The organism is Pseudomonas sp. COR18, assembly GCF_048568395.1.
Lineage (GTDB): Bacteria > Pseudomonadota > Gammaproteobacteria > Pseudomonadales > Pseudomonadaceae > Aquipseudomonas > Aquipseudomonas fuscovaginae_B.
The window spans coordinates 5983648-6006952 of sequence record NZ_CP183808.1; the positions used below are offsets into that span (position 1 = coordinate 5983648).

Annotated in this window: 20 protein-coding genes; 12 read left to right on the top strand and 8 right to left on the bottom strand. The window is 65.2% G+C overall.

Annotation, left to right across the window (positions count from 1 at the left end):
• Positions 1 to 27: 27 nt before the first annotated feature.
• The 5 genes from ACM62G_RS27370 to ACM62G_RS27390 form a co-directional block, all read right to left on the bottom strand.
• The gene (locus ACM62G_RS27370; RefSeq protein ID WP_419736046.1) at positions 28 to 738 is read right to left on the bottom strand and encodes a hypothetical protein; all 711 of its coding nucleotides are present in this window, start codon (positions 736 to 738) and stop codon (positions 28 to 30) included.
• The gene (locus ACM62G_RS27375; protein ID WP_419736047.1) at positions 701 to 1741 is read right to left on the bottom strand and encodes a GSCFA domain-containing protein; all 1041 of its coding nucleotides are present in this window, start codon (positions 1739 to 1741) and stop codon (positions 701 to 703) included. The genes ACM62G_RS27370 and ACM62G_RS27375 overlap by 38 nt, the downstream gene beginning before the upstream one ends.
• Before the next feature lie 37 nt (positions 1742 to 1778).
• On the bottom strand, positions 1779 to 3026 hold the full coding sequence (locus tag ACM62G_RS27380) for an MFS transporter (RefSeq protein ID WP_419736048.1): 1248 nt from the start codon (positions 3024 to 3026) through the stop codon (positions 1779 to 1781).
• A gap of 148 nt (positions 3027 to 3174) precedes the next feature.
• The gene (locus ACM62G_RS27385) at positions 3175 to 5166 is read right to left on the bottom strand and encodes a peptidase U32 family protein (RefSeq protein ID WP_419736049.1); all 1992 of its coding nucleotides are present in this window, start codon (positions 5164 to 5166) and stop codon (positions 3175 to 3177) included.
• Positions 5167 to 5246: 80 nt separating this feature from the next.
• Positions 5247 to 5627: a RidA family protein gene (locus ACM62G_RS27390; RefSeq protein WP_054059237.1), complete on the bottom strand. Its 381-nt coding sequence runs from the start codon at positions 5625 to 5627 to the stop codon at positions 5247 to 5249.
• 216 nt (positions 5628 to 5843) lie between these two features.
• On the opposite strand from ACM62G_RS27390, the gene ACM62G_RS27395 reads away from it, so the two are divergent.
• The 11 genes from ACM62G_RS27395 (at position 5844) to ACM62G_RS27445 (ending at position 18345) form a co-directional block, all read left to right on the top strand.
• Positions 5844 to 6965 carry an HlyD family secretion protein gene (locus ACM62G_RS27395; protein WP_419736050.1) on the top strand — a complete coding sequence of 374 codons (1122 nt, stop codon included), beginning with the start codon at positions 5844 to 5846 and terminating at the stop codon, positions 6963 to 6965.
• Positions 6962 to 8527, top strand: a complete 1566-nt coding sequence (locus ACM62G_RS27400; RefSeq protein WP_419736051.1) for a DHA2 family efflux MFS transporter permease subunit — start codon at positions 6962 to 6964, stop codon at positions 8525 to 8527. Before ACM62G_RS27395 ends, ACM62G_RS27400 begins: the two co-directional genes overlap by 4 nt.
• 496 nt (positions 8528 to 9023) lie before the next feature.
• Positions 9024 to 9974 carry a LysR family transcriptional regulator gene (locus ACM62G_RS27405; protein ID WP_054060443.1) on the top strand — a complete coding sequence of 317 codons (951 nt, stop codon included), beginning with the start codon at positions 9024 to 9026 and terminating at the stop codon, positions 9972 to 9974.
• A 225-nt stretch (positions 9975 to 10199) separates the two neighbouring features.
• Positions 10200 to 11660 carry a SidA/IucD/PvdA family monooxygenase gene (locus tag ACM62G_RS27410; protein ID WP_419736052.1) on the top strand — a complete coding sequence of 487 codons (1461 nt, stop codon included), beginning with the start codon at positions 10200 to 10202 and terminating at the stop codon, positions 11658 to 11660.
• A complete protein-coding gene (locus tag ACM62G_RS27415; protein ID WP_419736053.1) occupies positions 11657 to 12631 on the top strand; it encodes an ABC transporter permease in 975 nt (324 codons plus the stop codon). Before ACM62G_RS27410 ends, ACM62G_RS27415 begins: the two co-directional genes overlap by 4 nt.
• The gene (locus ACM62G_RS27420; RefSeq protein ID WP_419736054.1) at positions 12628 to 13533 is read left to right on the top strand and encodes an ABC transporter permease; all 906 of its coding nucleotides are present in this window, start codon (positions 12628 to 12630) and stop codon (positions 13531 to 13533) included. Before ACM62G_RS27415 ends, ACM62G_RS27420 begins: the two co-directional genes overlap by 4 nt.
• A complete protein-coding gene (locus tag ACM62G_RS27425; protein WP_273826397.1) occupies positions 13530 to 14549 on the top strand; it encodes an ABC transporter ATP-binding protein in 1020 nt (339 codons plus the stop codon). Before ACM62G_RS27420 ends, ACM62G_RS27425 begins: the two co-directional genes overlap by 4 nt.
• The gene (locus ACM62G_RS27430; RefSeq protein ID WP_419736055.1) at positions 14539 to 15543 is read left to right on the top strand and encodes an ABC transporter ATP-binding protein; all 1005 of its coding nucleotides are present in this window, start codon (positions 14539 to 14541) and stop codon (positions 15541 to 15543) included. The genes ACM62G_RS27425 and ACM62G_RS27430 overlap by 11 nt, the downstream gene beginning before the upstream one ends.
• A 63-nt stretch (positions 15544 to 15606) precedes the next feature.
• On the top strand, positions 15607 to 17172 hold the full coding sequence (locus tag ACM62G_RS27435) for an ABC transporter substrate-binding protein (protein WP_419736056.1): 1566 nt from the start codon (positions 15607 to 15609) through the stop codon (positions 17170 to 17172).
• Positions 17173 to 17227: 55 nt separating this feature from the next.
• Entirely contained in the window at positions 17228 to 17755 is a 528-nt protein-coding gene (locus ACM62G_RS27440; RefSeq protein WP_419736057.1) for a CMD domain-containing protein, read from the top strand.
• Entirely contained in the window at positions 17755 to 18345 is a 591-nt protein-coding gene (locus ACM62G_RS27445; protein WP_273826401.1) for a peroxidase-related enzyme, read from the top strand. Before ACM62G_RS27440 ends, ACM62G_RS27445 begins: the two co-directional genes overlap by 1 nt.
• A 46-nt stretch (positions 18346 to 18391) precedes the next feature.
• On the opposite strand, the gene ACM62G_RS27450 is transcribed toward ACM62G_RS27445, so the two are convergent.
• Complete coding sequence (locus ACM62G_RS27450; RefSeq protein WP_152973041.1) at positions 18392 to 18961, bottom strand: LuxR C-terminal-related transcriptional regulator; 570 nt, start codon at positions 18959 to 18961, stop codon at positions 18392 to 18394.
• A 270-nt stretch (positions 18962 to 19231) separates the two neighbouring features.
• On the opposite strand from ACM62G_RS27450, the gene ACM62G_RS27455 reads away from it, so the two are divergent.
• Complete coding sequence (locus tag ACM62G_RS27455) at positions 19232 to 20770, top strand: class I adenylate-forming enzyme family protein (protein WP_419736058.1); 1539 nt, start codon at positions 19232 to 19234, stop codon at positions 20768 to 20770.
• An 87-nt stretch (positions 20771 to 20857) separates the two neighbouring features.
• Here the strand turns inward: ACM62G_RS27455 and adeC are convergent, their stop codons facing one another.
• A complete protein-coding gene (gene adeC, locus ACM62G_RS27460) occupies positions 20858 to 22273 on the bottom strand; it encodes an AdeC/AdeK/OprM family multidrug efflux complex outer membrane factor (protein ID WP_419736059.1) in 1416 nt (471 codons plus the stop codon).
• The gene (locus ACM62G_RS27465) at positions 22270 to 23097 is read right to left on the bottom strand and encodes a helix-turn-helix transcriptional regulator (RefSeq protein ID WP_054063317.1); all 828 of its coding nucleotides are present in this window, start codon (positions 23095 to 23097) and stop codon (positions 22270 to 22272) included. Before ACM62G_RS27465 ends, adeC begins: the two co-directional genes overlap by 4 nt.
• Between the last annotated feature and the right edge of the window lie 208 nt (positions 23098 to 23305).

The window sequence follows — 23305 nt, forward strand, 5'->3', positions numbered from 1 at the left end:
ACCGAATGGAGCGGGATGTGGGGTGGGTCAGGCCCACTGTGGCTGGGCGAGTCGGGGAAGCAGCGCCTCGACGATCAGCTCGCCGAAGGCCAGGTTGCCGTGCAACGGGTCATCGATCTCGCAGAACCGCGGGGCCTGCCAGCCATCCTCACCGTTGGCGGCGTCCCGCACATCGATCAGCTCGACGCCCAACTCGCGCAAGCGTCGAATCAGCACCTCCTGCGCCGCGATGAATACCTGCGCATCGGAAAACTCCGGCACCCGCTGCGGTGGCAGGACCACCAGCACCCTGATGCCCAGTCCCAGCACCCTTTCGTAGAACGCCAGGGCATACCGGCTCATTTCTACTATGATCGACTCGAACAGGGGCCCGCCCAGAAACCCGGCATCGAACTCGCCACTTTCATCCTGATAGCAGTGCCAGTTCGGCCGACTGGCGAGAAAGTGCACGCTCATGCCGAGCGTACTGACCAGCGGAACCGGCAGCTCTTCCAGCCGGGCCACCCCGGCCAGCTCCAGCGCCTGGCGATAACGCTGGTCCATTTCCGTATCACGAAACCCCACGTCCCCCGGCTGCGCTACCAGGAAGTCGACGTTGAAATCCCGTCCGGCCCCCAGCGGACCGCCGCAGGCCATCAACCCGCGGGCTTGCGCCGCCTTGCCGATCGGCCCGGCGTTGGAGTCGCCCAGCAGCAGGAAGCTAGGGCTTGGCGTAGTAGTCGAGTACGGCGTCTTCACAAACAAGGTCCTCGCTGGGCAGATGAGCGATCGGGTTGGCTGGTGCCACCGGCGGTTGGCCGTTCAGGGCGCTGAAGAACTGCCGCATGACGAACGCCACCCCGGCGGCCGTGACTTCGCGTTGGTTGTCCTGGTAGAAGGCGGCCCTGAACGGTGTGCCGGTGATGATCTCGTAGGAGGGGAAGTAGTCGACTTCCGGCTGTTCCTCGCACAACTGGCCGGCCACCGCGCGCAACACCGATTTGGAGTAGGTGGTGGCGGTCACCACATGCTGGCCGGTCGCGGTAGCGGTCAGCGGCACCGGCGACACGGTCAGCAGCACCCGGATCCGCGGATTCACCGAGCGCAACAGTTCGAGTGCCGTGTGCATTTCACGGTGACTGTCGACGAAGCCGAAGTTGTGCAGGGCATGGACCTGCGGATCGAACGTCCCCTGCAGCGTACCGGGGCAGAGCGGGTACACCAGGCCGTTGCGTCGATTCACCCAGGCCTCGGTCAGCCCCAGGGTGAAAACGAAGACCCTGGCCCGCTGCAACGCCGTCTTCATCGCCGCCAGCGTGACCTGTCGGGCCTCCAGCAGCGCCTGCCGGCTGGCATGGCCTTCGGGCTCGACCACCGGCCGCATGGGGTCGAAGAAACGTCCATCGCGGCTCCAGACCTCGTCGGGCATGGCCTGCCTGCCCAGGCACCACTCCAGCCACTGGCGCAACATCGCCGGGGTGTAGAGGTTGCCGGTGCGAAAGGAGAACACGCCATAGTGCCGCGCCTTGCGCTCGGCTTCCGACAGGCCGGCCGGCGCCGGTTCGCTGTCGACCCAGTTCATCCCGCGCTCCACCAGTGCCCGGCCGATATGCTGGGCAAAGCAGGAACCGGCGGTGACGATGGCATCGTCGCGTTCGATCCCGAATTGCGGCAGCCACAACTCGCTCATGCTTTCGGCCGTCTGCTGTGCCACGGCACTGCGCCAGAATGAACGAGGTGCCAACAGTTGGTAAGGATTCATCCCGGGTTCACTCCGAATTGGACCTGGTTGAGGGCGATCATGTTGTCGGTTCCAGCGCGCTGGCCGGCTGGCCGGCATTCAGTGCCCGGTAGCCGAGCAGGCCGATGGGCAGGCAGGCCAGCGCCAGGGCGGAAAACAGCACCACGCCGCCCAAGTGGCTGATCACCAGCGCCCCGAGCAGCGGCGCCAGCGCCGAGCCGAGCCCGGCCAGCATGGAAATGCCGATGAAACTGCCGCGCATGCCGGGCGGCGCGAGGCGATCGATCAGGGTGGCGAACAACGGCATGACGATGATCTCGGCCAGCGTCGCGAACCCGATCGCCAGTATCCAGCCGTACCACAGCGCGCCGGTGTTCAGGGCAATGATCGCGTGGCCGATCATCAGGCAGGCGAGGGCGAGGATGTAGGCGCGCTTGTCGGCCAGGTTCATCAGCCAGCCCATCAGGCACAGGTGGAACACCAGCACGACCGAGGCGTTGGTCACGCTCAGGCTGGCGATCACCGCGTTGATGTCCTCGACCTTGAGTGCCAGCAGGTAGAAGGTCAGCGACTCGTCGACCTGGGCGTAGACCAGCACCAGGAAGAAGTTGGCGACGATGATGGTCAGGAATAGCCGATTGCCGAGCATCGCCCGCAGCACCTCACGCAGGGGCGGCGAGGTCGGCTCGGTACCGGCCAGGTGCGGCGCCTGCAGCCGATAGCGCGCGGCGCCGAAGATACTCAGGGCCAGCAGTGCGTAGGTGACGGCGGCGATCGGAAACACCGCGTCGCTCTCGCGGTTGGCGAACCACATGCCGAGCAACGGCCCGCTGGCAGCGGCGCAATTGACCACGTAGTAGCGGATGTGGAAGAGAAAGGTGCGTTGGTTGTCGGTGGCGACGGTGTCGCTGAGCAGCACCCGCAACAGCGGTTCGAGGATGCTGTGGGCGACCGCCATGCCGATGATCGCGACGAAGTAGCTGGTCTGCCCGGGTGCCAGCCCCATCAGCAGGAAGCAGCCGGCGCCCAGGGCGCAGCCGAAGCCCATCAGGTTGCGGGCATTGAAGGTGTCACCGAGAAAGCCGCTGAGCGGTGAGAGGGCGATGCTGATCAGCGCACCCAGGGCCAGTTGCGCGCCGATATCGGTGATCGGCGTGCCGAAGCGTCGGTTCATCGCCACCACGATGAACGGCCAGACCATGAACGAGGCGACCCGCGACAGGCCGATGCCCAGCAGCAGCCAGCGGGTGGCCGCGGGCAGGGCCCACAAGGTCTTCCATAGGGCGGGTTTCTGGCGCAGATCCATCTGGCTCGTCTCGACAGGGAAACAGGGCCCCGCCTGGAGGCGGGGCCTGCTCATTGAAGAGGGCAATGCGCCGATATGCAAGCCCCGCGAAGCCGGTCGACGACTTTATTTGCGGGGCGGGCGAGAGCGGCCGTCAAGGCCGCTCACTTCAGTGTGGCGCGCGGGGAATGGTCTTGAGCAGATCGGCCGGGCTGATATGGCCGACCACCGCACTGCCCGGTTGCGGCAGGTCGAGGATGTGACCCTTGATCTTGCCGATGATGTGCATCTCGCAAGGCTTGCAGTCGAACTTCAGGGTCAGCACCTCGTCACCCTGGATCAGTTGCATCGGCGCGACCTTGGTCCGCACGCCGGTCACGCCCTTGGCCTGTTTCGGGCACAGATTGAAAGAGAACCGCAGGCAGTGCTTGGTGATCATCACCGGCACTTCACCGGTTTCCTCGTGGGCCTCGAACGCCGCGTCGATCAGCTTGACCCCATGACGGTGATAGAAGTCACGGGCCTTCTGGTTGTAGACGTTGGCCAGGAACGACAGGTGCGACTCCGGGTACACCGGCGGCGGGCTGGTCTCGGCCTTGCGGCCACCGCGCGGATGGGCGGCGACGCGGGCTGCGGTCAGCGCCTCGATCACTTCGCGGCGCAGGCTCTTGAGCTGCGAGTTGGGGATGAAGTAGGCCTGTGGCGCATCGAGCTCGATGGCGGTGGCGTGGTATTGGGTGGTGCCCAACTGGCCGAGCAGGTCGCGCAGTTGCTCCAGGGCCTGCTCCGGCTTGTTGGCCAGGCCGAACGGGCCGTCCAGGGCCACGCTGGCGCTGACACCATCCTCGCTGGTGGCGGTCAGTTCCAGACGCTCCTCGCGCAGGCGCGCGCTCCAGCTGACACCGACACGGCGCTCGGCGGAGGTCTTGAGCAATGCCTGTTGCCAGTTGTGATCCAGGTTGCGGTTCAGCGGGTGGTTCGGACGCAGGCGGTGCATGCCCTCCGGCATCTCGTTGGGTTCGACGCGGTAGCGGTAGCGTTTTTCACCGTCCTCCTCGAACTCGCCGCGCGGTTCGGCGACGTTGGCACGGAAGCCGACCACTTCGCGCTTGATCAGCACGTTGAGGCCATCGCCGTTGGACAAGGGCTCGGTGGTCACCACCTGCAGGTCGCGCTTGCCGGCTTTTTCCACCACGCCCACCGGCAGGCCGGTGAAGGTCGGAGTGTCGAAGGCGCCGATATCGATCTTGCGCTCGCTGACGAAGTAGTCGGTGCTGCCGCGGTGGAAAGTCTTCTCCGGGTCCGGCACGAAGAAGTGCGCGGTGCGGCCGCTGGAAGCGCGGGCCAGGTCCGGGCTGCCTTCGAGAATGTCGTCCAGGCGCTGGCGGTAGTAGGCGGTGATGTTCTTCACATAGCCCATGTCCTTGTAGCGGCCCTCGATCTTGAACGAGCGCACGCCGGCTTCCACCAGGGCGCGCAGGTTGGCGCTCTGGTTGTTGTCCTTCATCGACAGCAGGTGTTTCTCGTAGGCGACCACGCGGCCCTGGTCATCCTTGAGGGTATAGGGCAGGCGGCAGGCCTGGGAGCAGTCACCACGGTTGGCGCTGCGGCCGGTCTGCGCATGAGAGATGTTGCACTGGCCGGAAAAGGCCACGCACAGCGCACCGTGAATGAAGAACTCGATCGCCGCGTCGGTTTCGTCGGCGATGGCGCGGATTTCCTGGAGGTTCAGTTCCCGGGCCAGCACCAACTGGGAGAAGCCGGCCTGGTCGAGGAACCTGGCCCGTTCCAGGGTGCGGATGTCGGTCTGGGTGCTGGCGTGCAGTTCGATCGGCGGGATATCCAGTTCCATCACGCCCAGGTCCTGGACGATCAGCGCGTCGACCCCGGCATCGTAGAGTTCATGGATCAGCTTGCGCGCCGGCTCCAGCTCGTTGTCGTGCAGGATGGTGTTGATGGTCGTGAAGACCCGCGCGTGGTAGCGGCGGGCGAACTCCACCAACTGGGCGATATCGCTCACTTCGTTGCAGGCATTGTGGCGGGCGCCGAAGCTCGGGCCGCCGATATACACGGCATCGGCCCCGTGCAGGATGGCTTCGCGGGCGATGGCCACGTCGCGGGCGGGGCTGAGCAATTCCAGGTGATGCTTGGGTAGGGACATGTTTTTCTAGTCAGGCTGCACGGTCAAGGCGTGCATTGTACCGGCGAAACGCCGCGCCGGCACCCGTTGCGGCTGACCGGTCAGGCCTTGGCCGCCATCGCCGTGACTTCCACCTTCATGCCTTCGACCCCCAGGGCTGCCACGCCGATGGCTGCACGTACCGGCCAGGGTTTGACGAAGAACCGCCTGTAGACCTCGTTGAACGCCGGGCGGTCGGCGATATCGGTCAGGTAGATGGTCAGGTGCAGGACGCGGTCCAGCGAGCTGCCGGCCTTCTCCAGCGCCACCTTGAGCGCCTGCAGGGTGCATTCGCTCTGCCGGGTGATATCGCCCAGTTCCAGGCTGCCGTCGGCACGGGTGGGGATCTGGGTGGACACCAGCAGGCCGCCGAAGCCGGCCACGTCGGAGGAAATCGAGTCCGCGTCGGGATCCGGCAGGAAGGTCAGGTCATGATTGGCCATGGGGTTCTCTTGTTGAAAGTTGCGCAGGGAAGGGCGCGCACCTGGCACGCCCGTTGATGAATCAGCCCGGCAGTATAGGCGTGACGCGCCGGTACCGGTACCGCATTGCCCCGACGAGTGGATTCGCTGCCGGAAAATAGAGACTTGCATGATAAAAGCCGCCATGAAATATTATGATCATAATTTTTCGTTGCCAGCGATAGAGGTCAGACCGCCATGGGCACTCAAGTCCACATTGCCCCCGAAAGTACAACCGCTGTGGCCCCGGCGCGGCGCAAGCCACTCGTGCGCCTGGCGGTGCTCGCGGCAGCGGTGGCCGCGGCCGTCGTTTACGGCAGCCACTGGTGGCAGACCGGACGGTTCGTCGAGGACACCGAGGATGCCTATGTCGGCGCCGAAGTCACGGTGATCAGCGCCAAGGTCCCGGGCTACATCAGCGAAGTGGCGGTGAGCGACAACCAGTTCGTCAGGGCCGGGGACCTGCTGGCCCGCATTGATGTCCGTGACTACCGCATCGCCCTGGCCAAGGCCGAAGGTGCCGTGGCCGCCCAGCGGGCGAGCCTGGCCAACCTCGATGCCACCGAACAGTTGCAGCAGGCGCTGATCAGCCAGGCCCGTTCGCAGATCGATGCCAGCGATGCCGAGGCCCGCCGCGCCCACGACGACCACGCCCGCTACCAGACGCTGGTGCGCAGCCTGGCGGTCTCCGTCGAAAGTGCCCAGCGTGCCGATGCCACCTGGAAAACCGCCCAGGCCGAACGGGCCCGGGCCGAGGCGGGACTGCTGGCGGCGCAACGCCAATTGGCGGTGATCGAAACCCAGCGGCAACAGGCCCGGGCCATGCTGGAACAGGCCCAGGCCGAGCGCGACCAGGCACAGTTGAACCTCGGCTACACCGAACTGCGCGCACCGCTGGACGGGTATGTCGGCAACCGCCGGGCCAAGGTCGGCGCCTATGCGGCAGCCGGCAGTCAGCTGATTTCGGTGGTACCGGCCCATGGCCTGTGGGTGGACGCCAACTTCAAGGAAGATCAGCTCGCGCGGATGCAGGTCGGCCAAGCGGTCAATATCAAGGCCGATATCCTGCCGGGTCGTGAGTTCCATGGGCACATCGAAAGCCTGGCACCCGCCACGGGCGCCCAGTTCAGCGTGCTGCCGCCGGAAAACGCCACCGGCAACTTCACCAAGATCGTCCAGCGTGTTCCGGTGCGGATCCGCCTGGACGGCAGCGACGCCGACTTCGGTGCCTTGCGCCCGGGGCTGTCGGTTCAGACCGAAGTGAACACCCGCGAACAACCGGCTATCGAACCGGCGGTTGCCCAGGCCAGCCGGCCATGAGTGACGGGCTGCCGACACTGAGCACCCGGCAGAAGGTCGCCGCCTTTGCCTGCATGTGCCTGGGCATGTTCATCGCCCTGATCGACATCCAGATCGTGTCCGCCTCGCTGCGCGATATCGGCGGCGGCCTGTCGGCGGGCGCCGATGACACCGCCTGGGTGCAGACCGCCTACCTGATCGCCGAGATCATCGTCATCCCGCTGTCCGGCTGGCTGTCGCGGGTGATGAGCACCCGCTGGCTGTTCGCCGCCTCCGCCGCCGGCTTCACCCTGACCAGCCTGCTGTGCGCGGTGGCCTGGAACATCCAGAGCATGATCGCCTTTCGCGCGTTGCAGGGTTTGCTCGGCGGTTCGATGATTCCGCTGGTGTTCACCACCGCCTTCATCTATTTCAACGGCAAGCAGCGCATCATCGCCGCCTCGACCATCGGTGCCATCGCCTCGCTCGCGCCGACCCTCGGCCCGGCGGTCGGTGGCTGGATCACCGACATTTCCTCCTGGCACTGGCTGTTCTACATCAACCTGCTGCCGGGCCTGTTCGTGACCCTCAGCGTGCCGCTGCTGGTCCGGGTCGACCAGCCGAACCTGGCGTTGCTCAAGGGCGCCGACTACCTGGGCATCGTGCTGATGGCGGTGTTCCTCGGTTGCCTGGAATATACCCTCGAGGAAGGTCCGCGCTGGAACTGGTTCAGTGACAGCACCATCACCCTGACGGCCTGGGTGGCGTTGGCCAGCGGGGTGCTGTTCATCTGGCGCTGCCTGGAAATCGACGAGCCGATCGTCGACCTGCGTGCCCTGGGCGAGCGCAACTTTGCCCTCGGCTGCCTGTTTTCCTTCATCACCGGCATCGGCATCTTCGCCACCATCTACCTGACACCGCTGTTCCTCGGCCGGGTGCGCGGCTACGGGGCACTGGATATCGGTATCGCGGTGTTTTCCACGGGGATCTTCCAGTTGCTGGCGATTCCGGTGTATGCGTTCCTTGCCAGCCGTATCGACCTGCGCTGGATCCTCATGCTCGGCCTGGCGTTGTTCGGCCTGTCGATGTGGAATTTTGCGCCGATCACCCATGACTGGGGTGGCAAGGAACTGCTGCTGCCCCAGGCGATACGCGGGTTTGCCCAGCAACTGACCGTCGCGCCGACGGTGACGCTGACCCTCGGCTCCCTGGCACCAGCCCGGCTCAAGCTCGCCTCGGGGCTGTTCAACCTGATGCGCAACCTCGGCGGCGCGATCGGTATCGCTGCCTGCGCCACGGTGCTCAACGACCGCAGCAACCTGCATTTCCTGCGTCTGGCGGAGCACCTGAACAGCCGTAACGAAGAGATGAATCTCTGGCTCGAACGCTTGAGCAGCAGTGCCCAGGCGCTTGGCCAGAACAGTCTGGATGCCAGTCAGATCGCGTTGCGCCAGCTCTGGGCCCTGACTTGGCGAGAGGCCCAGACGCTGACTTATGCCGATGCGTTTCTGGTGATCATGGTCTGCTTTATTCTGGCGACGGTGTTGGTGCCGTTGATGCACAAGGTTCAGCCACCGCAGCAGCCTTCTGCGGATGGGCATTGATCAGGTGCGGGAGCTGCTGTCTGTTCGGCTTTTTCCGGGGGAGGTGGGAGGTGGGAGGTGGGAGGTGGGGTACATATCCGTTTGCGCGTTTAGCTGATGTTACGGTTTCGCCCCTTACGGGCGAGTTACTTTTTTTCAGACGCCAAAAAAAGTAACCAAAAAACGCTTGCCCCTCCATTGGCCCTCGCTGCGCGAGGGTTCCTTCGCTCCGGTCCTGTTTCGAGAGCACGCCGTGACGGGCCATCCATGGCCCAACACGGCTCGCCCGGCATCCCTGCCGGACAACTCTCGAAACAGAACCTCCACTCAGCCAGCTGGGAACGGGGCGGGTGGATCAAGAGCAAGATCAAAAGCAAAAGCAAAAGCTTCGCGGCGGTGTGGCGTTCAGCAAAAAAACTGAAGGGCCCATGCGTATGCCATCGCCAGCAAGCCGGCTCTCACATTTTTGCGTGTAGACTTCCAGATTTTCCGTGATCGGTAACGGTAAGGCGTGCGTATGGATCTGCGTCAGTTGGAAGCTTTTGCTGCGGTGATGTCGGCGGGGAGTGTCACCGCCGCGGGGAAGATGCTCGGCCGTTCGCAGCCCTCGGTCACCCGGGTGATCCAGGAACTGGAGCAGGAGCTGGGTTTCGCCCTGTTCGAACGCAGCGGGCCGAAGGTCACGCCGACGCACAAGGCCTTCATGATGTATGGCGAAGTCGAGAGCGCGCTGTTGGGGATACGCAATATCCGCCAGCGCGCGCAGCATATCGCCCAGGAGGAGAATCACCAGATCAAGCTGGTGGCGATTTCGGCCCTGGCCGCCGGCCTGCTGCCGGCGGCGTTGGCTCGCCTGCCCGAGACTCTGCGGCCGCAGCAGGTCCAGCTGCAGAGCATGTCGCCGGAAAACGTGGTGCAGGCGGTACTGTCCAAGACCATGGACCTCGGCGCGGTCAGCCTGCCGCTCGAACATCGCGGGCTGGATATCCACTGGATCGGCGAAGCCTCCTGTGTCGCGGTACTGCCGCAGCATTCGCCCCTGGCGGCCCATGAAGTGCTGCCCATGGATCTGCTGGCCCGCCAGACACTGGTCACCATGGCCAACCCCTACCGCTTTCGGCGGCGCATCGACAAGGCTTTCCGCGACGCGGGCTGCGGCACGCCCCGCATGCTCGACACCAACACTTCGCTGATCGCCATGCAGATGGCCCGCGCCGGCCTGGGCGTCGCCCTGGTCGATCCGTTTACGGCCAGGGGCGTGCCGGTGGAAGGCGTGGTGGTGCGTCCGCTCGGTTGCCATATCCCATTCTTCTTCGGCCTGATCTCGGCCTTCGCCAGCCCGCTGTCGGACGTGGCCCGGGCACTGATCGATGAAATCGCCCATTCGGCAAGATTGCTCTTGCCGCAAATGCTCATGCACGAAGCGGCAGCCCATGACGCGCTGCTGCAAAGTATCTATGCCGAGTAAGCCACGCGCACGTGGCGGCTTCTCGACAGGCACGACCGCCTGAAAATCATATTGGTTATATAAATATGCCTTTTTGTGCTTTGCGAGAATAAAAAACGCCTCTTAGTATTCGGATTACGAATTGAAGGCCGCCAAGAATTCATATTTGAATGTTAACGGCCTTTGCAGAAATGCGATTCAAGGGACGGGGACCGATCTCCCGACCTCATGCCGAGTACCCCATACATGTCCGATGCTACTGCCGCCGCCGGCCTGGCGAAACTGGAAGCACGCCTGCGCCAGGATCTCGACTGGCTCGATCTGCCCGCCAAACCCTGGGTCAAGCCACGCCTGCACGACGGTCAAGCCGTGCTGGACGTGGCGATTATCGGCGGCGGCATGGCCGGCCTGGCGCTGGCTGCCGAGTTGCGCCACCAGGGGGTGGCGGCAGTGATCTTCGATCAGGCGCCCGCCGGCTTCGAGGGGCCATGGGCGACCACCGCGCGCATGGAAACCCTGCGCTCGCCAAAACAGCTGACCGGGCCGGCCCTGGGCTTGCCGGCGCTGACCTTCCGCGCCTGGTTCGAGGCGCAATTCGGCCAGGAGGCCTGGGAGCGCCTGGACAAGATTCCGCGTCTGCAGTGGGCCGATTACCTGCGCTGGTATCGCAAGGCCCTGGCGCTGGAGGTGCGCAACGAACACCGGGTGAGCCGGGTGGCGCCACGCGCCGACGGCCTGGTGGAACTGCAGGTGCAGGCTGGCGCCCGGACGCAGCAGTTGCTCGCCCGCCATGTGGTGCTCGCCACCGGCCGCGATGGGCTGGGCGGGCCGTGGGTTCCGGACCTGGCGCGGGCACTGCCCTATGAGCTGTGGGCGCACTCGGCGGACGGACTGCGCAACGAGTGGTTCGAAGGCAAGCGGGTTGCGGTCATCGGTGGCGGCGCTTCGGCCATGGACAGTGCGGCGACCGCACTGGAGGCCGGCGCCAGCCGGGTCGACCTGCTGATCCGTCGCGCCGAGCTGCCGCGCATCAACAAGGGCAAGGGCGCCGGCAACCCGGGGATGACCCATGGTTACTGGCGGCTGCCGGCGGCCTGGAAATGGCGCCTGCGCAACTATCTCAACACCCAGCAGGTGCCACCGCCACGGGGCAGTACCTTGCGGGTCTCGCAGTCGGGCCGCGCGCGTTTTCTGCTGAACAGCCCGCTGCTGGCCGTGCAGGCAAACCCGGCCGGCGGCGTCTGGCTGGACACGCCGACCGCGCGTCTGGAAGCCGACTTCGTGGTGTTCGCCACCGGCTTTCGCACCGACTTCCGTCTGCGCCCGGAGTTCTCGCCGTTTTGCGCGCAGGTACGGACCTGGCGCGATCGTTTCGAGGCCCCAGCCGACGAGGCGGACGCGGAGCTGGCGGAACTGCCGGACCTGGGCAGCAACTTCGAGTTCCAGGAAAAAATCCCCGGAAGCTGTCCCGGCCTGAATCACATCCACTGTTTCAGCTATCCCGCCGCCCTCAGCTTCGGTGCGGTATCGGGCGACATTCCGGCGATCAGCGAGGGCGCCAAGCGATTGGCCCAGGCGCTGATCGGCGAGTTGTTCAACGCCGATATCGAGCAGCACTACGCGGCCATGCGCGACTACGCCGAACCGGAACTGCTTGGTGACGAGTGGGTTGCCAGCCAGCCGGACGCCCACGAGATGCGGCAATGATCGGCTGGACCCTGCGCCGGCTGGGCCAGTCGCTGCTGGTCATCTGGCTGATGACCCTGGTGGTGTTCATCGGCCTCAATGCGATCGGCAACCCGATGGACATCCTGGTCGGCGAAGACCTCAACCAGGCCGAGCGCCTGCAGGCCATCGCCCACCTGGGGCTGGACAAGCCGCTGTGGGAGCAGTACCTGATCTTCCTCAAGGGCGCCGTGCACGGCAACCTCGGACAGAGCTTCGTCTATCACGAAGACGCCATGCGCCTGATCCTGCAACGCCTGCCGGCCACCTTCGAACTGGCGTTCAGCGCGCTGTGCCTGGCGGTGCTGATTGGCGTACCGCTGGGCCTGTTCGCCGGGACATACCCGGAGCACCCGCTGTCGCGACTGATGATGGCCGGCAGCATCATCGGTTTCTCGCTGCCGGCATTCTGGATCGCGCTGATGATGATCCTGCTGTTCTCGATCACCCTCGGCTGGCTGCCGGCCAGCGGTCGTGGCGCCACCCGTGAGCTGTTCGGCGTGCAATGGTCGTGGCTGACCCTCGACGGCTTGCAACACCTGTTGCTGCCGGCGCTGAACCTGGCGCTGTTCAAGATTTCCCTGGTGCTGCGCCTGACCCGCGCCGGCGTGCGAGAGGTGCTGCCCCAGGAGTTCGTCAGGTTCGCCCGGGCCAAGGGCCTGTCACCGCTGCGGGTGATGGTCATGCACGTGCTGCGCAACACCATGATCCCGGTGGTGACGGTACTGGCGATGGAGCTGGGTTCGACCATCGCCTATGCGGTGGTGACCGAAAGCATCTTCTCCTGGCCGGGCGCCGGCAAGCTGATCCTGGACAGTATCAACACCCTGGATCGTCCGGTGGTGGTGGCCTATCTGATGGTGGTCGTGGTGATTTTCGTCGTGCTCAACCTGGTGGTCGACGGTTTGTATTACCTGCTCGACCCACGTGTTCGTATCGAGGCTGGCCGATGACCGCCGTGCTCGCCCATCGTTTGTCAGCGCAAGCGCCGTGGCGGCGGGTGCTGGTGGAGTTCCTCGGCTCCCCCTCGGCCGTGACCGGCGTGGTGCTGTTGCTCGCGGTGATGCTGCTGGCGCTGCTGGCCCCCTGGATCGTGGTGCAGAACCCCTATGACCTGATGCAGCTCAACGTGCTGGATGCGCGCCTGCCACCGGGCAGCGCCAATATGGACAGCGGCTATACCTACTGGCTGGGCACGGACGGGCAGGGCCGCGACCTGGTGTCGGCGATCCTCTACGGGCTGCGCATCAGTCTGTGGGTGGGCATCGGCTCGGCGCTGATCGCCGCGCTGATCGGCACGCTGCTCGGGCTGCTGTCGGCCTACGTCGGCGGCTGGGTCGATGCCTTGCTGATGCGCCTGGTCGACCTGCTGCTGTCGTTCCCGGTGATTCTCATGGCGCTGATGATCCTCGCCTGGCTGGGCAAGGGCGTGGGCAACGTGATGCTCACCCTGGTACTGCTCGAATGGGCCTACTACGCCCGCACGGCCCGCGGCCAGGCGCTGACCGAGAGTCGTCGCGAATATGTCGACGCCGCGCGGGGTCAGGGCATCGGTTCATGGCGGATCGTCATCGGCCACATCCTGCCCAACTGCCTGCCGCCGCTGATCGTCATCGGCGCGCTGCAGATCGCCCGGGCGATCACCCTGGAGGCGACCCTGTCGTTCCTGGGCCTGGGGGTACCGGTGACCGAACCCTCGCTGGGCCTGCTGATCGCCAACGGCTTCCAGTACATGCTCGGCAACGAGTACTGGATCAGCCTGTTTCCGGGCCTGGCGCTGCTGATCACCATCGTCGCGATCAACCTGGTGGGCGACCGCCTGCGCGATGTCCTGAACCCGAGGTTGCAACGATGAACCTGCCTGAATCGGCGATTGTCGCCGCAACGGACAAGGCCGGCGTGCCGACGCTCGAAGTGCGCAACCTCTGCACCTCGTTCCACACCCGTGCCGGCGTGTTGCCGGCGGTGCGTGACGTGTCGTTGCGGGTGCAGCCGGGGCGCATTCTCGGCCTGGTGGGCGAATCCGGCTCCGGCAAGTCGGTCACCGGTTTCTCCATCCTCGGCCTGGTCGATGCACCCGGGCGGATCAGCGGCGGCCAGGTGCTGTTCCAGGGCCGCGACCTGACCCGGCTCTCGCCATCGCAACGGCGCGAGTTGCAGGGCAACCGCATCGCGATGATCTTCCAGGACCCGATGATGACCCTCAACCCGGTGCTGCGCATCGATACGCAAATGGTCGAGGCGGTGCGTGCCCATCGATCGCTGGGCAAGCGCGAGGCCCGTGAGCACGCCGCGCGTACCCTGGCGCGAATGGGCATCGCCAGCCCCGAGGAGCGCCTGCGCGCCTATCCCCATCAACTGTCCGGCGGCATGCGTCAGCGCGTGGCGATTGCCATTGCCCTGTTGCATGCGCCGGACCTGATCATCGCCGACGAGCCGACCACCGCCCTCGATGTGACGATCCAGGCGCAGATCCTCAGCCAGGTGCAGCAACTGGTGCGCGAGCAGGGGACCTCGCTGATCTGGATCACCCACGACCTGTCGGTGGTGGCCGGCCTGGCCGACGACGTGGCGGTGATGTACGCCGGGCGTATCGTCGAGCAGGGCACGGTCGACGATGTCCTCGACCAGCCGCAGCACCCCTATACCCAGGGCCTGATCAACAGCCTGCCCAGCCGCAACAGCCGCGGCCAGCGCCTGCGGCAGATCCCCGGCATGGCGCCGGATCTGCTGTCGATGCCCGTCGGCTGTGCCTTCGCCGCCCGTTGCGCGCAGGCTTCGCCGTTGTGCGCGGCAGAACCTCAGCCCCTGCAGATGCCACGTGGACGGATCGTCCGCTGTTTTCACCCGGGAGCCGCCGATGCGCAGTGAGCAGATACCTCTCATCGAGCTGAACCAGGTCAGCAAGACCTTTGGCAAGGCGCCTGACGAGCGTACCCTTCAGCATCTGCTGCAACGCCTGTGCCTGACCCGCCCGCAACCGCGGACCCACGCCGTCGACCGGGTCGACCTGCGCATCGCCCGCGGCGAAGTGGTCGGGCTGGTGGGCGAGTCGGGCTGCGGCAAGTCGACCCTCGGGCGGATGGTCGCCGGGTTGCTGCCGGTGTCCTCGGGCAGCGTCCGGGTCGACGGCCTCGACCTCGACAGCCTGACGGCCGGGCAGCGCCAGGCCGTGCGCCTGAAGGTGCAGATGATCTTCCAGGACCCGTCGGCCAGCCTCAATCCGCGCCTGCGGGTCGACCGTATCGTCGGCGAGGGCGCGCTGTTGCACGGTCTCACCGACCGGCGCGGTTTCGACGACTACGTCTGTGCCCAGCTCGAACGTGCCGGGCTCAACCCGCAGTTGCGCCAGCGCTATCCGCACCAGTTCAGCGGCGGCCAGCGCCAGCGCATCGGCATTGCCCGGGCCCTGGCGGTGCAGCCGCAACTGCTGGTGTGCGACGAGTCGGTGGCGGCCCTGGATGTGTCGATCCAGGCGCAGATCCTCAATCTGTTCATGGACCTGCGCGACCAGCTCGGCCTGACCTACCTGTTCATCAGCCACGACCTTGGCGTGGTCGAGCACCTGTGCGACCGCGTGGTGGTGATGTACCTCGGCCGGGTGGTGGAGAGCGCGTCGGTGGACGAAATGTTCGCCCGCGCCAACCACCCGTACACCCAGGCCCTGCTGGCGCAGATTCCGCGCTTCGATGTCCGCAATACCCGTTATGACGCGATCCAAGGGGAAATCCCCAGTCCGCTGAGCCCGCCCGGCGGGTGTCATTTCCATCCTCGCTGCCCGCGCGCCACGGCGCGTTGCCGCGAGGAAGTTCCAGCCCTCAGGGAGGTTTCGCCGAACCACCTGAGTGCGTGTCACCTCAACTAGCATCCCTGAACGGGCGCGCTGATGCCCGGCATGCTTTTCGCCATTGCGTACAAGGAATCACCCATGCAACCACGTGTTCGCTCACTGATCGCCTCGGCGCTGCTCCTGGCCGCCGGCGGCGTCTCGGCCCAGGACCTGCGCATCGGCTACGCCGACCCGGTTTCCTCCCTCGACCCGCAACTGAACAACTATGCCGGCGACCGCTCGGTGGCGCTGCACGCCTTCGAGTCACTGGTCAATCGCCACGATGACAAGACCCTGCCGGGCCTGGCCAGGAGCTGGAAGGTGCTCGACCCGACCACCTGGCAGTTCGAGCTGCGCGACGACGTCAAGTGGCAGGACGGTACTCCGCTGACCGCCGACGACTTCGTCTTCTCCTTCGAGCGGGCGCGCAACGTGCCGGGCAGTGTCGCTTCCTACGCCGGGGCCACGCGCACCGTGGAGTCGGTGCAGGCCAAGGATGCCCATACGCTGCTGATCAAGACCCGCACACCGAACGCCAACCTGCTGCCCGATGTCGACTCGATCTACATCGTCAGCCGCCATGCCGGTGCCACCGCCAGCAGTGCCGACTACAACTCGGGCAAGGCCCTGATCGGCACCGGGCCGTATCGCTTCGTTTCCTACGTGCCGGGCGATCGCACGATCTTCGCGCGCAACGACAGCTACTGGGGCCCCAGGCCGACCTGGGACAAGGTCGACTTCCGCTTCATCGCCAACGCCGCCAACCGCACGGCGGCGCTGCTGGCCGGCGATGTCGACGTGATCGACAAGGTCTCGCCGACCGATGTCGAGCGCCTGCGCAAGACCCCGGGGATCAACGTCTTCGCCTACCAGGGCCTGCGCGCGCTGATCATCCAGCCGAGCTTCCGCGAGGGGCCGAACGAGTTCATTCGCGACAACAGCGGCAAGCCACTGGCGCAGAACCCGTTGCGAGACGTGCGGGTGCGCAAGGCGCTGTCGCTGGCGATCAATCGCCAGGCCATCGACCAGCGCATCATGCAGGGCACGGTCACCGAGGCCAACCAGTGGATGCCGGCCAACACCTTCGGCTACAACCCGCAGGTGAAGAACATTCCCTACGACCCGAAACAGGCCAAGGCGTTGCTGGCCGAGGCCGGCTTCCCGGACGGCTTCCAGCTGACCGTGCACGTTCCCGGCGACCGCTACCCGCAGGCACCGGAAACCTTGCAGGCGGTGGCCCAGTTCTGGACCCGCATCGGTCTCAAGGTACAGCTGGAAGTGCTGCCCTGGGCGGTCTACGCCGGCAAGGCGAACAAGAACGAGCTGGCGGTCAGCGTGATCGCCTGGGGCAATGGCACGGGCGAGGCGGCCTATGCGCTGACCAACATCCTCACCACCGTCGACAGCAGCAAGGGGCAGGGCGCCTCCAACTGGGGGCGCTACAGCAACCCGCTGGTGGACAAGGCGCTGATCGATTCCACCGCCGAATTCGATGAGGCCAGGCGGCGCAAGATCCTCCAGGATGCGGTGAAAGTGGTCAGCGACGATGTCGGCATCATTCCGCTGTTCCACTACCAGAATATCTGGGCTGCGCGTAAAGGCCTGAAGGTCGAGCCGCTGGTCAGCGACCGTACCGCCGCGCTGATGGTCACCGAGCAACCTTGAACCCAACGCCTTCCTGCCTGGGCGGGAAGGCTGTCATCGATCCGCAGGAAACCTCATGCCTTCCATCACCGTCAACGCTGTCGTGCCCGATCTGCTCGACAGCCTGCTGAACCTCCAGCCCGGCACGGCCTTGCACGACGTACGCCATGCCCGGGAGAAAGTCGTCTCGGCGACCCAGGGCAGCCAGGAGCTGTTTTTCGCTGCCGAACTGGGCAACGACCTGTCGCTGTGCGAGCGCCTGTGGGTGGCCTACTACGCGGCGCGACTGACTCCGCAGGCGGCGCTCGCCGCACACTACCTGGCGCAACTGCATGAACAGGGTATCGACAACGCCACCCTGGCCAGCATCGACGCGGGAAACCTCGAAGCGCTGGGCGATAGCCGCCTGGCAGCGATACTGGGTTTTACCCGTACGCTGATCGAGTCCCCGGTACATGGCGACAAGGCTGCACTGCGAACGCTGCAACAGCGGGGGCTGAGTACCGAAGAGATCGTCGTCCTGGCGCAGTTGATCGCCTTTGTGTCCTACCAGGTCCGCCTGGCCGCCGGCCTCACGGCCTTGTCCCGCGCAGGAGCCGCCTGATGAGCGAACCGATCCGCAGCAACGGTTTCACCAACGAAGTGCTGGGCTGGAAAGCCTGGCTGCCGACCATCGACCTGCAAAGCGCCACGCCGGAGCAGATCGCGGTGCTCGAAGAGAGTCACCCGCAGGCCAAGACCTCGGACTATTACCTGACCCTGGGCCATCACCCGGACATCCTGCGCCAGCGCTCCCAGGCGTTCAACGCGATCATGTACGCCCCGGGCGGCCTGTCCCGCGCCGAGCGCGAACTGGCCAGCACCGTGGTCTCGCGGATCAACCGCTGTGTCTATTGCGCCTCGGTCCACGCGCAACGCTTCGAGCAGTTGGCCAAGCGCAACGACGTGATCCGCGAGATCTTCGCCGACCCGGCCACGGCCGGCACGACGCCCCGCGAGCGGGCCATCGTGCAGTTCTCCATCGACCTGACGCTGGCTCCGGCGAACCTGGGCGCCGGTCACATCCTGGCACTGCGCGAGCATGGGCTGGACGATGGCCAGGTGCTGGACCTGATCCATGCCATTTCGATCTTTGCCTGGGCCAACCGGCTGATGCTCAACCTGGGCGAGCCGGTGTTTCCCCGGCAGGCGTGACGCCCGGAGGGGAGGCAGGGCCGGGCGAAGCCTGCGGGCGCAGGCCTCAATCGACGAGGATGATCTTCGACACCAGCTCGACGCTGTTCCTGGCCTGGAGTTTCTTCATCAGCCTGGCGCGGTGGACTTCCACGGTACGATGGGAAATCTGCAGCTGCTTCGCCACTTCCTTGCAGGTCAGGCCCTTGACGATGTGCATCGACACCTCACGTTCGCGGGGCGTGAGGTCCACGGCGATGCGCTGCATCCGGCCCAGGCGCTCCAGGTGCCAGACGATCAGCTTGAACGGGTCGCTCGGGGTCAGGGTATAGCCCTGCGACCTGGCCCAGAACACCTCGCCGTCCTTGCGCTGCAGCAGGCGCTCATCGGAGTAGGAACCGCTCTTGCTGCGCCGCAGCCCGTTGCGACTGCGAGTGCCGAAGGCCCGGTAGTCATCCGGGGAAGGATGGATCAGCAGGGTCAGTTGTCCCAGCAGCTCTTCGCGCGAGTAACCGAACAGTTCCAGGAAGGCGGCGTTGCAGTCGAGTATCACACGGTCGCCGGTGATCAACTGGGGGGCGGGTGACGCCATGAATGCCAGGCGCTGCAGATCCTGTTGTTGCACGATAGCGCTCATTGACATCCTGATTCGGTGGGGGCGTTGTTATTGATGAGCCCAAGGCTGGCTTACGTACCCCATGTACGTAGTTGTACCAACTGGCGAGCGATCCCGTTGGTATTCCATTGTAATCGATGCTTCAGCCAATCCAAGAAGGAAATCGCCATGATCCATGACCGTGTCCCCATTGTCGCGGCCAGCTGTTTGCCTTACGTGTGTCCCGACGATTGTGCCGCCAACAGGGAAAAGGCCCGCACCTCGCTCCTTCAGGCACGCAGGAGCTGAGCAATGAATATCGCCAACTGGCTGGATGACGCCGGCCGGCGTTGTCCGCAGCGGCCCGCCTTGTTCGAGGGAACACGGGAGGTGGCCGACTATGGCACTTTTGCCGCACTGGTCCGCCACCGTGCCGCCTATCTGACCGGCGAGCACAGCATCGTTCCCGGCGACCGCATCGCGTTGTTCATGCCCAACTGCTGTGAATACCTCGAACTGCTCCATGCCATCTGGTGGGTCGGTGCCGTGGCGGTGCCGATCAACTGCAAACTGCACCCCAGCGAAGCGAGCTGCATCATCGGCGACGCCCAGGCCCGGCTGATCTTTACCGATAACGGCGGACTGTTCCCGCGCGAGGCCTTGCCCCGCGGATGTCGTGAGTTGGAACGGGAGGACATGGGCGCGCTCGCTCCGATGGATGCGGTACTGCCGGACACGCCCTGCCCACGGCATGCCGACGACCTGGCCTGGCTGTTCTATACCTCGGGCACGACCGGGCGTCCCAAGGGGGTGATGCTCAGTCATGGCAATCTGGTTGCCATGTCGCTGTGCTATCAGTTGGATGTCGACCCGGTCAGCGCCGAGGATGCCGTGCTCTATGCCGGGCCGATGTCCCATGGTTCCGGCCTGTTGAGCTGCATCCACGTGCGCTGCGGCGCCCGTCACGTAGTTCCGGATTCCCGCGGTTTCAACGCCGATGAGTTGTTCGAGCTGGCCGCACGACTGGAGCGTGTCTGTGTCTTCGTGGCACCGGCCACGCTGCGGCAGATGGTCGAGCAGGCCCGCCGCCAGGGCTATGGCGGCGAGGGCATCAAGACCATTGTCTATGGTGCCGCGCCCATGTACCTGGCGGATCTGGAAGAAGCGCTCGACACGTTCGGTCCGCGGCTGGTGCAGATCTACGGTCAAGGCGAGAGCCCGTTGATCAGCAGCTTGTCCCGTGAGGTGGTCGCGGCTCGAAGCCACCCCGACTGGACCAGGCTGGCCGCGTCCGTGGGGCGGGCCCTGGCGTGCCTGGAACTGCGTGTGCTGGACGCCGGACATGAGCCGCTGCCGTGCGGGCAGTTGGGGGAAATCGCCGTGCGTGGGCCCACGGTCATGCGCGGCTACTGGGGGACCGACCTGGCAACGCGGCGTACCCTGGTGGATGGCTGGCTGCTGACCGGCGACGTGGGCTTTATCGACGATGCCGGCTACCTGACGCTCACTGACCGGGCCAGGGACGTGATCATCAGCGGTGAAGTCAACGTGTATCCAAGGGAGGTCGAGGAAGTGCTGGTGCAGCATCCGCAGGTCTTCGATGTCTGCGTGGTGGGGCAACCCGATGCCGAGCTGGGCGAGTCGGTGGTGGCGTTCGTCGTGCCACGTAGTGCCGGGACGCTCGACGAATCCTCGCTCGACGCCTGGTTCATCCAGCGCATGGCGGCATTCAAGAAACCGAACAGGTACATCCTCTGCAGCACCTTGCCCAGGAACAACGTCGGCAAGATCCTCAAGACCGAATTGCGCCAGTGGCTCAAGCGCCATGCCGGCGAGGCCTGCATTCCCTGAGGGTGGTAGCGGCGGTGCGAGCGATGGCGATGCGGGCCCAGGCGCGATGATCGCCGCGAGCGCCCGCATCAGCCCATCGTCTGCTCCTCAGAGGTTCTTGCCGCCGCGCTCCATCCAGCCTCCGCCCAGGGCCTTGTACAGATTGACCTCGGCGCTCAGTTGCGCCAGCCGGTCAGTGATCAGGGTCTGTCGGGAACTGAACAGCGAGCGCTGGGCATCGAGAAAGGTCAGGCTGTTGTCGACGCCGACGCGATAGCGACGCTCGGCCAGGCGGTAATACGCCTGGTTGGCCTGCACCAGAGCGTCCTGCGCCTGCAGTTGGTCCTTGTAGGTCTGGCGGGCGGCCAGGCCATCGGAGACCTCCTGGAAGGCGGTCTGGATCGATTTCTCGTACTGCGAAACGCGGATGTCCTTCTGGATCTTCGCGTAGTCCAGGCTCGCCCGCAGGCTGCCGGCGTTGAAAATCGGCAGGTTGATCTGCGGCTGGAACAGCCAGCTTCCCGAGCCGCCCTTGAACAGCCCCGACAATTCATTGCTGGAAGTGCCCGCGTTGGCGGTGAGGGTGATGCTCGGGAAGAACGCCGCGCGGGCGGCCCCGATGCTGGCATTGGCCGACTGCAGTTGGTATTCGGCCTGGAGAATGTCCGGACGTCGCTGCAGCAGGTCCGAAGGCAGGCCCGCCGGCAGTTCGGCGATCCAGTCGGCGGCCAGCGGCTGGCTGGACGGGCTGTCCGCCACCGGTGCTCCCACCAGCAGGGTCAGGTTGTTGAGGTCCTGGGCGACCTGGCGCTGGAAGGTCGCCAGGCTGGCCCTGGCGCTCTCCACCGAAGTGCGCGACTGGCTAAGGGCCAGGGCCGAGGCCGTACCGACCTGGTTGCTGTGTTCGGTCAGGCGCAGGCTCTGCTCGTAGGAGGCGAGGGTGTCCCGGGTCAGGGCCAGCAGTTCCTGGTCGGCGCGCCAGGTCAGGTAGGCATTGGCGACACTGGCGATCAGGCTCAGTTGGGTAATGCGGCGGGCCTCCTCGGTGGACAGGTAGGTCAGCAGGGCCTGGTCGCTCAGGCTGCGGACACGCCCGAACAGGTCCAGCTCGTAGGCGCTGATGCCCAGCGTCACCGAGTTGCTGTGACTGATGGCCGCCTTGCCGGCCTGAGTGATGCTGGCCGGCACGCGCTGGTGCGTGCCGTTGCCAGTGGCGCTGATCGCCGGGAACAGGTCGGCGCGCTGGATCCGGTATTGCGCCTGGAAGGCTTCGACGTTGAGGGCCGCCACGCGCAAGTCGCGATTGTTGCGCAAGGCGCTTTCGATCAGTTGTTGCAGTGTCGGGTCGCGAAACAGCTCTCGCCAGCCGACGTCCGCCGCCAGCGTCGCCGGGGCCGTGGCCTGATCGAGTGTGCCGGGGTATTGGGCGGCGACCGGCGCCGCCGGGCGCTGGTAGTCCGGAATCAGCGAGCAACCGCCCAGGGCCAGCGCGGCCAGCAACCAGGGACTGAGGGATCTGTTCATTCTGCTCCTATCATCCACTTGGCCAATCCATGTCGCCCGCTGACACCCAGTTTGGCGGCGGAGCGCTTGAGGTAGGTTTCAATGGAACTGTTCTTGACGCAGAGTTTCTCCGCGATCTCGGGTACGGTACCGCCGGCCAGCAATCCGAGGCAGACCTCCTTTTCCCGTGCCGACAACGTGATCTCGCAGGCACTTAAGCGCTCACCGAACTCCTGTTGCAGTTGTGTCTGTTCCAGGCTCGAGGCATGGGCTGTCTTGCCCTGCGGGTTTCTGGCGCTGGCCTGGCGACAGGCACGGGCGTGTCTTTGCGCCAGCGGCAGCAACGTCTCGGAGAGGCATTTGAGGAAGGACAGCTCCTGCAGGGAGTAATCGCGTTCCACCCGCGGGCGGTGCAGCGAGATCACGCAGCAACGGTTGGCCTTGCGTGAAATGAGGCTGCATTGATGGGACGTGCCGAGGCAATTGTTGTCTTTTTCGTCTTTCATCCGGGCGTTCAGATGAATCAGCAGTGCGTCCTGCACCTCCAGCACCCGTTTGACCAGAGGGTGGTCGTTGCGGTGCATGGCGTTGGTCGGACAGACCGCCTGCATTTGCGGGCTCAATTCGAGGCCCGCATGCCCCAGCAGTTGGACATCGACAACCGACGACTGACTGTCGTCGACGGTCCATTCGCTGAGTTCGATCCGGCTGACAGCCACCGAGGCGTTGACCAACTGATGCATGTTGCTCAGAAACGTCTCGTCCCCGATGCTGGAAATCAGTCTCCCCAGTTCTTGATAGATATGGGCGTTCTTTGCTTCTTTGACATTCGTTCGTGGGCTCATATGCTGATCCTGCATATCAGTAATAGCTTGCAATTCTGTCGGCAGGGCAGAGGCGATCCGTCCATTACCCTTCGACGCTCAAACCATTTCTTGCCTGATACCTGGCAGCCCAGGCATGACGTGTGAATCCATCCACAAAAACGATTCAGTACTGAATCATTAGACCCAGCTACGTAGGATAAGTCTGTAGTAGAAAACAGGGACATCC